General features: G+C 68.3%; 11 protein-coding genes. 3 read left to right on the plus strand and 8 right to left on the minus strand.

The genetic code is table 11. From position 1 onward, the window contains the following. Positions 1-30: 30 nt before the first annotated feature. The 6 genes from ACSQ2H_RS05450 to ACSQ2H_RS05475 form a co-directional block, all read right to left on the minus strand. Positions 31-246, minus strand: a complete 216-nt coding sequence (locus tag ACSQ2H_RS05450) for a hypothetical protein (RefSeq protein WP_436060438.1) — start codon at positions 244-246, stop codon at positions 31-33. A gap of 21 nt (positions 247-267) precedes the next feature. After that, entirely contained in the window at positions 268-1,608 is a 1,341-nt protein-coding gene (locus tag ACSQ2H_RS05455) for an MFS transporter (protein ID WP_436060439.1), read from the minus strand. A 230-nt stretch (positions 1,609-1,838) separates the two neighbouring features. Beyond that, positions 1,839-4,103 carry a TonB-dependent receptor gene (locus ACSQ2H_RS05460; RefSeq protein ID WP_436060440.1) on the minus strand — a complete coding sequence of 755 codons (2,265 nt, stop codon included), beginning with the start codon at positions 4,101-4,103 and terminating at the stop codon, positions 1,839-1,841. Positions 4,104-4,173: 70 nt separating this feature from the next. Next, on the minus strand, positions 4,174-6,423 hold the full coding sequence (locus ACSQ2H_RS05465) for a molybdopterin cofactor-binding domain-containing protein (RefSeq protein WP_436060441.1): 2,250 nt from the start codon (positions 6,421-6,423) through the stop codon (positions 4,174-4,176). After that, positions 6,420-6,884 carry a (2Fe-2S)-binding protein gene (locus ACSQ2H_RS05470; RefSeq protein ID WP_436060442.1) on the minus strand — a complete coding sequence of 155 codons (465 nt, stop codon included), beginning with the start codon at positions 6,882-6,884 and terminating at the stop codon, positions 6,420-6,422. The genes ACSQ2H_RS05465 and ACSQ2H_RS05470 overlap by 4 nt, the downstream gene beginning before the upstream one ends. Before the next feature lie 82 nt (positions 6,885-6,966). Next, entirely contained in the window at positions 6,967-7,701 is a 735-nt protein-coding gene (locus ACSQ2H_RS05475; RefSeq protein ID WP_436060443.1) for a hypothetical protein, read from the minus strand. 83 nt (positions 7,702-7,784) lie between these two features. On the opposite strand from ACSQ2H_RS05475, the gene ACSQ2H_RS05480 reads away from it, so the two are divergent. Further along, a complete protein-coding gene (locus tag ACSQ2H_RS05480) occupies positions 7,785-8,999 on the plus strand; it encodes a putative DNA modification/repair radical SAM protein (RefSeq protein WP_436060444.1) in 1,215 nt (404 codons plus the stop codon). Further along, a complete protein-coding gene (locus ACSQ2H_RS05485; RefSeq protein ID WP_436060445.1) occupies positions 8,999-10,429 on the plus strand; it encodes a UdgX family uracil-DNA binding protein in 1,431 nt (476 codons plus the stop codon). Before ACSQ2H_RS05480 ends, ACSQ2H_RS05485 begins: the two co-directional genes overlap by 1 nt. Here ACSQ2H_RS05485 and ACSQ2H_RS05490 read toward each other — a convergent pair. Next, the gene (locus ACSQ2H_RS05490; protein WP_436060446.1) at positions 10,426-11,094 is read right to left on the minus strand and encodes a TetR/AcrR family transcriptional regulator; all 669 of its coding nucleotides are present in this window, start codon (positions 11,092-11,094) and stop codon (positions 10,426-10,428) included. The two genes, ACSQ2H_RS05485 and ACSQ2H_RS05490, sit on opposite strands and share 4 nt — an antisense overlap. A 44-nt stretch (positions 11,095-11,138) precedes the next feature. Then, positions 11,139-12,314: a vWA domain-containing protein gene (locus ACSQ2H_RS05495; protein ID WP_436060447.1), complete on the minus strand. Its 1,176-nt coding sequence runs from the start codon at positions 12,312-12,314 to the stop codon at positions 11,139-11,141. Positions 12,315-12,611: 297 nt separating this feature from the next. Here ACSQ2H_RS05495 and ACSQ2H_RS05500 point away from each other — a divergent pair, with 297 nt between their 5' ends. Beyond that, positions 12,612-13,400, plus strand: coding sequence for an ABC transporter ATP-binding protein (locus ACSQ2H_RS05500; protein ID WP_436060448.1), 789 nt, complete (start codon positions 12,612-12,614; stop codon positions 13,398-13,400).

The raw sequence follows: 13,400 nt of genomic DNA on the forward strand, positions 1-13,400 counted from the left end.
GCCGTGTGACACGGCGCGGCGAGAATTCACCTAGAGCAGGCGCGGCAGGACGAAGATCGCCAGCAGCACGAGGATCACCAGGATCAGGATCGGGCCGGCGTGCTTGCGCCCGCCGAGCATCGAGCCGCCCGACTTGGCCTGTCGGGCGGCCTTCTCGCGGGCGGCCTTGGCGGCCGCCTCGCGGGCCTGGATGGCCTTCCGACGTTCGGCGAGGTCGACGACCTCCGGGTCCTTTTCGGGCTTCATGGCTTCCGATCTAGCACGCCTTCAGAGCGAGGCCATCCGTGCGGTGCGCGGTTCCTTCACGACGGTGAGAAGGACGATCAGGCCGAGCACGAGGAAGCCGATCGAGGCGCCGAACACGACGTTGAACCCGTAGTGGTCGGCGATGAACCCGCCGGCCAGCGGGCCCAGCGAGGCCATGATGCCTTCCGCGGTCGAGGAGATGGCGATCCGCATCGGCATTTCGGCCCGCGAGCCGAACTCCAGGATCATGGTCTGGGCCGCCATCATGTAACCCGACTGGGCCGCGCCGAGGCCGAAGAAGGCCAGGAAGATCGCCCAGGGGGCGTGGTTGAGCATCAGCAGCGCCGTGGCCGCGACCCAGAAGATCATCGAGAACACCAGCACCAGCTTGAAGCCGGTCTTGTCGCCCAGATAGCCCCAGACCAGGTTCGACAGGGTGTCGGCGCCGAGGAAGGCGAGGCTGAGCAGGCCGAGCGTCATGCCGTCCAGCTTCATCGTGGACGAGACGAAGATGATGTAGAACGGCGTGGCGATCCGGCTGGCGGTGGCGACCATCTGCACGACCAGGAACCAGGCATAGCCCTTGTCCGACATGATCAGCGCCGGGAAGTCCTTCACCCGGTCGCGGAACCGGGCCTGGGCCGGCAGGTTCGGCGGTTCGGGCTCCTTCAGCAGGACCTGCAGGGCCCAGAGGCCCATGCTGGTCAGGAAGGCCGCCAGCGCGAAGGTGGTGGCGTAGCCGTTGCCGAAGACGTTGCCCTCGATCAGGTACTTACCCGCCGCCCATGCCAGGGCGGCGGCTATGAGCCCGCCAGTGGCGTTGCGCCAGGCCTGCAGGCGGCCGCGGCGGCTGAGCGGAATGACCTTGGCCATCAGCAGGCCGAAGACCACCCGCTGGGTGCCCATGAACAGCCCGAACAGGAACATCAGGACCATCATGGTCACGACGAGCGACTGGCCCTTCAGGAACCAGCCGGCCAGGGCCATGCCGATGATCTGGACCCGCGCCAGGCCGCCCATCCAGACGGCGGCCGGCATCACCTTGCTGCGGTGTTCGATCTGGGTGGCGCCGAAGATCGGCGAAATCACGCTGCCGACCTGCTGCAACGCCAGGCCGAGCCCGACGATGGTGTTCGATCCGGAGATCATGTGCAGGTAGGCGGGGAGGAAGGTCGGGGCGTTGATCAACCTGAACCCGGTCATGCCAAGCATGCCATGCAGGTAGTTGCCGATGTAATTGCGCTTCAGGTTGTCCCAGACGAACTTCTCGTAGGCGGCTTCCTTCTCCGCCAGGGTGAGCTCGACAGGGGCGTCCTCAGACGCGGCGTCGGCCGCGTCCTGCTTTGAAATATGTGCTTCCAATCGCGTTCCGCCCGCGCACGGATCGCTAAATGGGTCGCGCGGGCGACTCCCTAATTATTACGGCTAAATTTTATGCCGACCGTCGTATCAGAGTCCGATGCCGCGGGGGAAGGGCCGCGAGCGGCCCAGAGCGCGATCGGCTTCGATAGAATCTGATCGCGCTGGGAGCTTTTTGGATTTGGAGCATTTCCCCGCCGAACCGTGGCCGGTCCGGCGGGAGTACGCTGTCGTCACCAACGGGTTTCGAGGACGGCCCCGAAGACGCGCGGCGCGCCGTACATGGCGCGGTTGAGGGTCGGCTGGCGGAACTGGACGTACTCTTCGTCCAGCAGGTTGGTCGCGTAGGCGGCCAGGGTCCAGCGTTCGGCCTGATAGCCGATCTTGCCGCCGAGCAGGGTGCGGGCGTCGAGCTTGTTGGCGCTCTGGGTCGGGCCCGACACGCCATAGGACTTGCTGCGGTAGCCGGCGTCCAGGTTGACGAACACGCCGTTGTCCCAGCGGTAGGCGCCGCCGAGGTTCCAGGTCCATTCCGGGGCGAAGGCGAACTCGCTGCCCGACAGGTCGATGGTCGTCGTGCCGGCGCGGATCGTGAAGTCGTCGAACTCGGTGTGGCTGTAGCCGACGGAGCCGTAGAGGTCCCAGGCGGCCGAGGGGCGATAGGCCGCTTCCAGCTCGGCCCCGTAGAGGGTCGAGGCGCCGGCGTTTTCGGTTTGGTAGTCGTAGGGCGTCGCGCTGAGGTTCACGACCACCTGCTGGTCGGTCCAGTCGACATAGTAGGCGTTGGCGTTGACGCTCAGGGCGCCGTCCAGCCAGCTGGTGCGCGCGGCGATCTCGTAGTTCCAGGTGTACTCAGGATCGTAGGGCACGACCGCTGAGCGGATGACGTTGATGTTGGCGCCGCCCGAGCGGTAGCCGCGCTGGGCCACGAAGCTCAGCGAGGCGTCCTCGGTCAGGTCGTACTTCAGGCCGAGCTTGGGCAGGAAGGCCTCGAAGGTGCGCGAGGTCTCGGGCTGGTTGGCGGTGGCCTGGGCGACGTAGAGGCCGACGACCTGGTTCAGGCCGGCGATGACCGGGGCGAGGGCGCCGAAGGCGGCTGGGTTCGGATAGGTCCCGGCGAAGCGCGTGGTCTGGGCGACCGACAGGGTGTTTTCTTCGCGGTCGTAGCGGAAGCCGGCCAGCAGCGAGAGCTGCGGCGTCAGCTGGTAGCGGCCGTCGGCGAAGAGGGCGATCGTCTGGATCTCTTCCGGTGCGCGGCCGGCGAAGTCGACCGAGACCGCCGGCAGGGCCGCGACATAGGCGTTGGCCGCGGCGTTGGCGGTGGCCGCGGGCAGGTTGAACGGGGCGCTCATCAGCACGCCGAGCAGGGTGGCGCGCGGCGTGGCCAGGGCGTTGCGGGTGGCCACGGCGAAGTCGCGGTCGCGGTCGGCGTAGTAGACGCCGGCGAGGCCGGACAGGCGTTCGCCTTCGTAGTGCAGCCGCAGCTCCTGCGAGAACGAGCGGTCGAGGTCGTCTTCCTGGCCGTAGGCGATCGAGGCCGGGCCGCCGTCCATGTCGAACAGGCTGGCGCTGCGCACCTTGCTCCAGGCGGTCACCGAGGTGAGCGTCAGCTGGTCGGAGAGCGCGTAGTCGGCGTTGACCGTCAGGATGTCGGAGGTGCTGCGGGTCTGGCCCGGATAGTCGCTGGTGGCGACGCGGTTCTCGGCCGGGTTCGGCACGTCGGAGCGCGAGTAGCTGTAGATGTAGCCGCCCTTATGCCGATTGTGCAGCACGCTGGCGCGCACGGTCAGGTCGGGCAGGGCCGAGGGGGTGAACAGCAGCTTGCCGCGGACGGTGGTCGACAGCAGCGGGTCTTCCTGGGTCTTGCGGGTGGCGTTGTAGGTGAAGCCTTCGGACTCGCGGTCCTCGAACGACAGGCGGAAGGCCAGCTGGTCGGCGACGATCGGGCCGCCGGCGGCGAAGGCCAGGATGCGCGACTCATCGTCGGCCAGGTCGGCGCGGGCCGCGCCGCTCCAGGTCCAGGTCGGATCGTTGCTGCGCAGGACAATGGCGCCGGCGAGCGTGTTGCGGCCCTGGAGGGTCGATTGCGGGCCACGCAGGATTTCGGCCTGGGCGATGTCCCACATGTTCAGCGGGCCGGCCGCCAACGCGCGGTCGGGCAGGGCCGCGCCGTCGAGATAGACCGTGGCCAGGCCGCCGCTGCCGCCGCCCGAGACGCCGTTGTTGGCGACGCCGCGGATGGTGAAGCCGAAGCCTTGATAGGTCTGGCCGACGTTGGCGGCCTGGTTCACCAGATCGCTGAGGTCGCGGACATTGCGGGCGTCGAGGTCGCGCTCGGTGAACAGCGCGACGCTGGCGACGGTGTCCTGCAGGCTGCGGCTAGTCTTCTCGCCGGTGACGATCAGCTCCTCGACCTGCGGCGCGTCGGCGGCGAGCGCGGCGCTGGAGGACAGGAGCGCGGCGGCGGCCGCGCCGCCCACGAGAAGAAGGCGATGCATAGAAAGGGCTTTCCAGGTCTGCTACGCGCCAAGAGGGGGGAGGCGCGGCCTGGAGATAGCCCTCCGCGGGTTAAGAGTTGGTCTTCAAGGCGTTAAGCACCGATTGAGGACTGATCGGCAGGTGGCGGACCCGCGCCCCGGAGGCCGCGAAGATGGCGTTGCCGATCGCCGGGCCGACCACCGTCGTCGCCGGCTCGCCCAATCCGACCGGGACCTCGGCGCTCTCGATGAACTCGATATCGAGCTCGGGGACGTCGGCCATCCGCAACGGCGTATAGCCGTCGAGGTTGGTGTCGCGCGGCGCGCCGTTCTCGAACTCGGTGCCTTCGAAGAGGGCCAGACTCATGCCCCAGAGCGCTGCGCCCTCCATCTGGGCCAGGGCGCCTTCTGGCGAGACGATGGTTCCCGCGTCGGCGACCAGGGTCAGCTTTTCGACCTTCACCGCCCCGCTGGCGGCGTCGACCTTGACCCGCGCCGCGCAGGCGACCCAGGTCGGCATGTCGCGTTCTTGGCCAAAGGTGGTGGCGATGCCCAGGCCTGTTCCCTTGGGCAGGGATTGGTCCCAGCCGGCCTTGGCGGCGAGGCGCGAGAGCACGGCGGCTTGCCGCTTGGCGCCGCCGACCGAGTTGGGCGGGGTCCCGGCGTTGCGGCCGGCGCCGTCCAGCATCGCCAGGCGGAAGGCGAGCGGGTCCTTGCCCACCGACCGCGCCGCCTCGTCCATGAAGCACTCGACCGCCCAGTTGGTCCAACCGGGTCCGACCGAGCGCAGCCAGCCTGGGCGGAAGGCGCGGTTGGCCAGGTCGTTGGGCACGGCGCGGACGCGCTGGGCCCCGACGCTGTACCAGTGGTTGGCGCCGCTGATCGCGAACGGATCGTAGGCGACGTCGTTGGCGCCCTTGGGCATGAAGAACGGGGCCATGACCTGGGTCGGCCAGCCGGCGCAGGCGGCGTGGTCCATGGCTGTCACGCGGCCGCCCTCGCCGAACGCCATCTTCACCACCTGCACCGAGGGCGAGCGGAAGGAGTCGAAGCGGCTGTCGTCGGCGCGGGTGCAGACCATCTTCACCGGCCGACCGAGCGCCTTGGCGGCGAGCGCGGCGGGCACCGCATAGTCGCCGTTGAGCCGGCGGCCGAAGCCGCCGCCGAGCAGGTAGGTCTTCAGGACGATCTTGTCCTCGGGCACGCCGAGCGCCTTGGACAGCCACGGCAGCACCAGCGACTGCCACTGGTTGCCGGTGTGGATTTCGTAGGAGCCGTCCTTGTTGACCAAAGCCAGGGCGTTGACCGGCTCAAGCTGGAAGTGGAGGGCGCTGGCGGTGGTGTAGGTGCGCTCAAGCCTGGTCTTGGCCGCGGCGAAGGCGGCGTCGACGCCGGGATCCTCGACCACTAGGGCGCCGGCTTTGGGATCGGCGATCAGGGTGCTGGCGCGCTTCTGGATATCGGCCTCCGAGGTCTTGGCCGTGTCGCCGGAGCTCCACTCGACCTTGACCAGTTCGCACGCAGCGTCGGCGGCGACGAAGCTGTCGGCGATGACCATCGCCCAGCCGGGGACGGTGCCCGACGGATCGTCGAGCGTGATGGTGCGGATGTAGCCGGGCACCGCCTTGGCGGCGCTGTCGTCGACCGAGACGACCTTGGATTCGTTGCGGGTCGGCGGGATCTTCGGCCGGGCGTAGACCATGCCGTCGATCTTGGCGTCGATGCCGAACTTGCCCGAGCCGTCGACCTTCTCGTCGATGTCGAGCTGGGCCGAGGGCTTGCCGACCAGCCGGCGGTCGGCAGCCTTCTTGATCGGCATCTTGCCGAGTTCGTCGGCGGTGAAGGACCGCTTCAGGTCTCCGCGCGCGACAATGTCGCCATAGCCGATCGACTTGCCGCCGCCGCTGACGACGCTGTTCGCCGCCGTGCAGGTTTTCGGGTCGACCCCGAGCAGCTTGGCGCCTTCCTCGATCAGCACGATGCGGCCGGCCGCGCCGGCCTGGCTCATCAGCGGATAGCTCTGCCAGACCGACCAACTGCCGCCGGTGACCATCAGGCCCCACTTGGCGGCGGAGTCGACGTGGTTGATGCGGACCCTGGACCAGTCGGCCTCGAGCTCGTCGGCGACGATGCGGGCGATGGCGGTGCCGACGTGCTGGCCCATCTCGGCGCGGATGACGTTGACGGTGACGATCCCGTCGCGGCCGATCGAGTACCAGATGGTCGGCTCGAAATCGCCGGCCGCGGCGGCGGCCGGGCCGACCGCGAAGGTCATGGCCGCGCCGGTGGCGGCGATCGCGGCCAGGAAGCCGCGGCGAGAGAGCGGGGCGATAGCGTTCATGCCTTGGCCCCTTGCGTCTTGGCGGCGGCCAGCTTGATGGCCTTCTTGATCCGCACATAGGACATGCAGCGGCAGAGGTTGCCGTTCATGGCGTCGTCGATCTGGGCGTCGGTGGGGTTGGGCGTCGATTTCAGCAGCGCCGCGGCCGACATGATCTGGCCGGACTGGCAGTAGCCGCACTGAGGCGCTTGGGCCTCGATCCAGGCGCTCTGCAGCGGATGGCGGCCGTCCAGGCCTTCGATGGTGGTGATCGCGTGGCCGGCGATGGAGCTGACCGGGGTGACGCACGAGCGCACCGGCTCGCCGTCGAGGTGCACCGTGCAGGCGCCGCAGCCACCGATGCCGCAGCCGAACTTGGTGCCGGTGAGGCCGAGCTCGTCGCGGATCGCCCAGAGCAGGGGGGAGTCGTTCGGGCCTTTGACCGTGACATCGCGGCCATTGAGTTTGAACGTCGTCGCCATGCAGCCCAAAGCCTCCATGCGTCCCCCGACAACACCGGTACGGGACGCCAAGCTCAGCCGGGGCGCAACCGATTTTTGAGGCCTAGGCCCCCCACAGCATCGGCTCGGCGGTCATGGCGTCGACCAGTTCCATGATCCGCCCCAGCGGGATGCAGCGGCCGAGGCGCTCGGCCTCGTAGGTGGCGACGTAGATGCCGATCCATTGCATCAGCGTGCGGTCGCCGCGCTCGGCCCGCAGGGCGACCGGCCCGCCTGAGCAGCCCACCCCACCGATGCCGTCGACATGGAAGGCGTAGGGGTTGAGCCGATAGTCGCTGGCCAGGGTGAAGCCACGCGCGATCGGGGCCTCTCGCAGGATCGCTGCGCCGCCGGGAAAGCCATAGATCATCCCCGCCGAGCCGGTGGTCAGCGGCAACCCCTGGGACAGGACGTCGTAGTCGCCGAAGCGCCCGGTCCAATTGATCGCCTGGGGCTGGCTGTGCAGCCGTACGGGCACGCCGGCGATGTCGAGCGAGGCGTTGTCGGGGTCCTGATGCCAACGGAAGCGCGGCGTGCGGCCATCGTAGAGCGGGACGCTGATCCCCAGCGCCGCGCAGTCGAGGTCGTGGGCGTAGGTGTCGGCCCAGGTCCCTTCGGTCCCACGGTTCTTGAAGTAGAAGGTGTTGGGACGCAGCAGGCAGTGCAGGGCGGTCAGGATGATGTAGCGGTCGCCCTCGACGTGGAACAGGAAGCCCGAAAACACTTGGTGCGGCTCGCCGGTCTTGAGGCGGGTGGCCAGGTGAGGGGTGGCCTGGGCGAAGGGGTCGATCAGATCCATGCGCCGGAGGCTAGGCTGCGACAGAGAGCCCGTCGAGCTTTCCAGCCCTCGACAGAACAAATGTGGAACACTAATGTGCGCGGATGGCGGTTCTCAGCCTCAAGCGCAAGCTCTCCATCCTGTCCGACGCGGCGAAGTACGACGCCTCCTGCGCTTCTTCGGGAACGTCGCGGCGCGATTCTGTCGGCGGCCGCGGGGTGGGTTCAACCGAGGGCATGGGGATCTGCCACGCCTATGCGCCTGACGGCCGCTGCATCAGCCTGCTGAAGATCCTGCTGACCAACTTCTGCGTCTATGACTGCGCCTACTGCGTCAATCGGGTCAGTTCGAACACCCCGCGGGCGCGGTTCTCGGTCCAGGAGGTCGTCGACCTCACGCTCGGCTTCTACAAGCGCAACTACATCGAGGGGCTGTTCCTCTCGTCGGGCATCATCCGCAGCGCCGACTACACGATGGAGGAAATGGTCCGGGTCGCCCGGACCCTGCGCGAGGTCCACGACTTCCGCGGCTACATCCACTTGAAGCTCATTCCCGAAGCCTCGCCCGCCCTGGTCGACGAGGCCGCGCTCTATGCCGACCGATTGTCGATCAACATCGAGCTGCCGCGTGACGACAGCATCGCCTCGCTCGCCCCGGAAAAGGATGCGCGCCGCATCCGCAAGGCGATGGGGGCGGTGCGGCTGGGCATCGAGGCCGCGTCAGAACCAGCGCGGACCGTTGCGCCGCCGAAGTACGCGCCGGCCGGGCAGTCGACGCAGATGATCGTCGGCGCGGACGGGGCCTTCGACGGCGAGATATTGTCCCGCAGCGCCGGGCTCTACGGCGCCTATGGCCTGCGGCGGGTCTACTATTCGGCCTACAGCCCGATCCCGGACACCACCGCGCGCCTGCCCCCGGCGCGGCCGCCGCTGGCGCGCGAGCACCGGCTCTACCAGGCCGACTGGTTGATGCGCTTCTATGGGTTCGCAGCGGGCGAGATCGCCGCCGACGGGGAGAACCTCGACCTCGAGCTCGACCCCAAGCACGCCTGGGCCCTGCGCCATCGCGGGGCGTTTCCGGTGGACCTGAATCTGGCCGACCGCGAGCAGATGCTGCGGGTGCCGGGGCTCGGCGTCACCGCCGTCGACAAGCTGCTGGTGCTGCGCCGGCGCAAGCGGCTGCGGCTGGAGGACGTGCGGCGGCTGAGCCGGGGCTCGAAGACTTCGCAGCCGTTCATCGTGGTCGACGACTGGCGGCCGACCCGGCTGGCCGACCAGGACGATCTGCGGCCGGCGCCGAAGCAGCTGAGTCTGTTCTGATGCAGGTGGTGCGGCTCGCCTCGGAGATCGACTTCGACGGCTGGCGACTGGCCGCCCGGGCGCTGAGATCTGCGGGAACCTCGCCGCAGGACGTGATCTGGACGGTGGACGGCGAGGGCGACCTGTTCGGGGAGGAGGCGCGGGCGCCTGGCGCGGGGGCGCCGGCCTTCACCGTGCCGCGGGCGTTCGTTGACCTGGCGGAGGAGGTGGTGCTGCACCGTTCGGGGGAGCGGTTCGCGCTGCTCTACCGGCTGCTCTGGCGGCTGTGCGAGCGGCCTGAACTGCTGGACCTGGCCTCCGATCTCGACGTGGCTCGCGCGCGCGACATGGCCCGGGCGGTGTCGCGCGCGGCGCACAAGATGAAGGCCTTCGTCCGCTTCCGGCTGGTCGAGGACGCCGCCGAGGAGACCTATGTCGCCTGGTTCGAGCCGGCCCATCGGGTGACGCAGGCGACGGCGCCGTTCTTCCAGCGGCGGTTCGCCAACATGTGCTGGTCGATCCTGACGCCGGACGTCTGCGCGCACTGGGACCGCAGCCGGCTCAACTTCACCGCCGGCGCCGACCCGGCGGACGCGCCACGCGAGGATGCGCTCGAGGAGTATTGGCGCACCTACTACGCCTCGATCTTCAACCCGGCGCGGCTCAAGACGGCGGCGATGCAGCGCGAGATGCCCAAGCGCTACTGGCGGAACCTGCCGGAGGCGCGGCTCATTCCCGAACTGGTCGCCACCGCGGAGGCGCGCGCGCAGGACATGGTCCGCCAGCAACCGTCAGAACCGAACCGGCGTGTCGTGCGCCAGCCCCAGCGGCCATCGCCGGAGGGGACGTTCGAGGAGGGCGCGCCCACCACGCTGGAAGAGGTGGCGGCCGGCGTCGAGGCCTGCCGTCGCTGCGAACTCTGGCGCGACGCCACGCAGGGCGTGGTCGGCGAAGGCCCGGGCCAGGCGCGGCTGATGCTGGTCGGCGAGCAGCCGGGAGACCAGGAGGACCTAGCCGGCCGGCCGTTCGTGGGGCCGGCCGGACGCGTGCTCGACGAAGCGCTGGAAGCGGCGGGCGTGCCGCGCGCCGAGACCTACGTCACCAACGCCGTGAAGCATTTCCGGCACGAGCTGCGCGGCAAGCGGCGGATCCACCAGACCCCGACCGCCGGCCATGTGTCGGCCTGCCGCTGGTGGCTGGACGCCGAGCGGCGGATCGTTCGGCCGCGGGTGATCGTGGCGCTGGGCGCGACCGCCGCGCTCGGCGTGGTCGGCAAGCCGGTGGCGATCGGCAAGTCGCGGGGCCAGGCGTTGCAACTGGGCGACCGGGCGCAGGGCGTGGTGACCTATCACCCGTCCTACCTGCTGCGCGTGCCCGACGCGCAGGCCAAGGCGCAGGCCTACGCCGCCTTCGTGGAGGATCTCAGGTTCGCTTGGGACCTGGCGTCCTAGGCCTTGAAGCCGGCTTCGGCGAAGTCGAGCATCCGGGTCAGCAGGGCGGCGGTGTCGCCTTCGCGCGTCGCGCCGTCGGACAGCACGTGCAGGCGGTCGAATTCGGCGAAGCGGTTGTTGTGGACCATGCCCAGGCAGAAGTGCAGCCGCCAGTAGACGGTCTCGGGCGGCAGGTCGGGGCGAGCCTTGATCAGGGCGTCGGCGAAGCGGGCGAGGTGGCTGACGTCCTTGGCCAGAGCCTCGCGCATTTCCTCGTTCCCCTCGCTGCGCGAGCGGATGATGAACTGGATCGAGATGCGGCGGTCGTTCTCGGGCGAGCCCCAGCGCAGCGGCGGGGCGAACAGCGCCTCGAGGATCTCACGAACCGGCGGATTGCCCTGATGGCGATCGTTGGCCTCGTGCAGCATGCGGGCGCGCTCGCGGTTCAGCTCCGCCGTCCGGCGACGGAAGATCTCGAACAGCAGGGCGTCCTTGGAGCCGAAGTGATAGTTCACCGAGGCGAGGTTCACGCCGGCGTCGGCGGTGATGTCGCGCACCGAGACGTTCTGGAACCCGTGCAGGGCGAACAGCCGCTCAGCGGCGCAGAAGACCGCCGCCTTGGTTGCGGCTTCGTTGGTCTCTTCGGGTTCGTTGGCCTGGGCCGGGTCCACGGGCGAATCTTTCATACGTCACGCCAGCTTAGCAGGTCGCACGCGATGGGCGATGCGGCCTAGCGCGCCAGTTCCCGCATCGCCTTGTCGAGGCCTTCGATGGTCAGCGGGAACATGCGGTCGTTGACCAACTGCTTCATCACCTCGATCGACGGGGTGTAGTCCCAATGGCGCTCGGCCGTCGGGTTCAGCCACACCACGTGCTCGTAGATTTGGGCCACGCGGTCCATCCAGATCGCGCCGGCTTCCTCGTTCCAGTGCTCGACCGAGCCGCCCGGATAGGTGATCTCGTAGGGGCTCATCGTCGCGTCGCCGACGAAGATCACCTTATAGTCGCTGGAGTACTTGTGGAGGATGTCCCAGGTGTTCAGCTTCTCGGTGTGACGGCGACGATTGTCCTTCCATACGCTCTCGTAGAGGCAGTTGTGGAAGTAGTAGAATTCCATGTTCTTGAATTCTGAGCGAGCGGCCGAGAACAGCTCCTCGCAGACCTTGATGTGGCTGTCCATCGAGCCGCCGATGTCGAAGAAGATCAGCACGCTGATCTTGTTGCGGCGTTCCGGGCGCAGCTGGATGTCCAGATAGCCCTTCTCGGCGGTGCCCTTGATGGTGCCTGGCAGGTCCAGTTCGTCGGCGGCGCCGTCGCGGACCCATTTGCGCAGCCGGCGCAGGGCGACCTTGATGTTGCGCGTGCCGAGTTCGACGGCGTCGTCGAGGTTCTTGAACTCGCGCTTGTCCCAGACCTTCACGGCCTTGCCGTGGCGGCCCTTGTCCTGGCCGATGCGCACGCCTTCGGGATGATAGCCGTTGGCGCCGAAGGGCGAGGTGCCCCCAGTGCCGATCATCTTGTTGCCGCCCTCGTGGCGTTCCTTCTGTTCCTTCAGCCGCTCGGCCAGGGCTTCCATCAGCTTGTCGAAGCCGCCCATGGCCTCGATCTGGGCCTTTTCCTCTTCGGTCAGGAACTTCTCGGAGAGCTTGCGCAGCCATTCGGCCGGGATGTCGGCGACGCCTTCGCCCTCGACCTTCTCCAGACCCTTGAACACGTGGCTGAAGACTTGGTCGAACTTGTCGAGGTTCTTCTCGTCCTTCACCAGGGCCGAGCGCGACAGGAAATAGAAATCCTCGACCGAGCGGTCGATGACCACCTTGTCCAGCGCCTCCATGAGCATCAGGTACTCTTTCAGCGTCACTGGCACCTTGGCTTCGCGCAGCTCGGTGAAAAAGCGCATGAACATGGGCAGGCTTCCCGCTGGGAGACGAACAGACGTTTGACTTCGAAAGATGGGGCCGCAGACCGCCGTTGTCCAGCATGCCCTTGCGTCGCGCCGCTGCGACGTGACCGAGCCTGCGGCGTCTAGGGTCTCTACCTAATATGCGGCGCCCAGATCGCGCCCCTAACATTCGGCTGCGCGCCTTGAACGCGTGGGAACGGCGTACTACAGTTTTAACTTAACAAGTTAGAACGAGTCACATAACAAATTATGATCGCGACGCGACGCAGGTGGCTGGCGGGGACGCGGACGGGGCCGACCGTGCGGCCGATCACGGCCGGGCTGGAGGTCGTGCCCGCCCCGAACGACTCAGGCGACTCGCTGGTCGCGGTCCGGGTGGAGGGCCTGACCCTGCGCTTTCCGGTCTACGGCGCCGACCGATCCCTGAAGAAGCACCTGGCGCGGGCCGCGGTCGGCGGCGCGCTTAGCAACGGCGGGCGGATCGTCACCGCGCTGCAGGGCGTCAGCTTCGAGCTGCGGCCCGGCGATCGGCTGGGTCTCGTCGGTCACAACGGATCTGGCAAGACGACCTTGCTCCGCGCGTTGGCCGGCGCCTACGAACCTGATGAGGGGCTGGTCGCGGTCGACGGGCGGATCGCCTCGCTGCTCGACCTCAGCCTTGGCATCGACCCGACGGCGACCGGCTTCGACAACATCCGCCTGCGCGGCCTGATCGCGGGGCTCACCCGCCGCGAAATCGAGGAGCGGCTGCCGGAGATCGCCGAGTTCTCGGGCCTGGGGCAGTTCCTGGAGATGCCGCTGAAGACCTATTCGGCCGGCATGCAGGCGCGGCTGGCCTTCGCGGTGGCGACGTCCGTGGAGGCGGACGTGCTGCTGATGGACGAATGGATCGCCGTCGGCGACGCCGATTTCCGCGATCAGGCGCACCGGCGCCTGCAGCAACTGGTCGAGCGCGCCGGCATCCTGGTTCTGGCCTCGCATGATCCGATGACCCTGCGGACCTACTGCAACAAGGTCATGCGCATCGATGCGGGGGTCGCCTCGCCGATCGTCGAGATCGACGGCTTCGACGCCCTGATGGCGGCCTGA

This window comes from Phenylobacterium sp. LjRoot97 (assembly GCF_964254345.1).
Lineage (GTDB): Bacteria > Pseudomonadota > Alphaproteobacteria > Caulobacterales > Caulobacteraceae > Phenylobacterium.

What these genes read in the sequence shown, in the direction of transcription:
- ACSQ2H_RS05450 (WP_436060438.1), bottom strand. Translation starts at nt 246, where the DNA reads ATGAAGCCCGAAAAGGACCCGGAGGTCGTCGACCTCGCCGAACGTCGG.
- ACSQ2H_RS05460 (WP_436060440.1), bottom strand. Translation starts at nt 4,103, where the DNA reads ATGCATCGCCTTCTTCTCGTGGGCGGCGCGGCCGCCGCCGCGCTCCTG.
- ACSQ2H_RS05465 (WP_436060441.1), bottom strand. Translation starts at nt 6,423, where the DNA reads ATGAACGCTATCGCCCCGCTCTCTCGCCGCGGCTTCCTGGCCGCGATC.
- ACSQ2H_RS05470 (WP_436060442.1), bottom strand. Translation starts at nt 6,884, where the DNA reads ATGGCGACGACGTTCAAACTCAATGGCCGCGATGTCACGGTCAAAGGC.
- ACSQ2H_RS05475 (WP_436060443.1), bottom strand. Translation starts at nt 7,701, where the DNA reads ATGGATCTGATCGACCCCTTCGCCCAGGCCACCCCTCACCTGGCCACC.
- ACSQ2H_RS05480 (WP_436060444.1), top strand. Translation starts at nt 7,785, where the DNA reads ATGGCGGTTCTCAGCCTCAAGCGCAAGCTCTCCATCCTGTCCGACGCG.
- ACSQ2H_RS05485 (WP_436060445.1), top strand. Translation starts at nt 8,999, where the DNA reads ATGCAGGTGGTGCGGCTCGCCTCGGAGATCGACTTCGACGGCTGGCGA.
- ACSQ2H_RS05490 (WP_436060446.1), bottom strand. Translation starts at nt 11,094, where the DNA reads ATGAAAGATTCGCCCGTGGACCCGGCCCAGGCCAACGAACCCGAAGAG.
- ACSQ2H_RS05495 (WP_436060447.1), bottom strand. Translation starts at nt 12,314, where the DNA reads ATGTTCATGCGCTTTTTCACCGAGCTGCGCGAAGCCAAGGTGCCAGTG.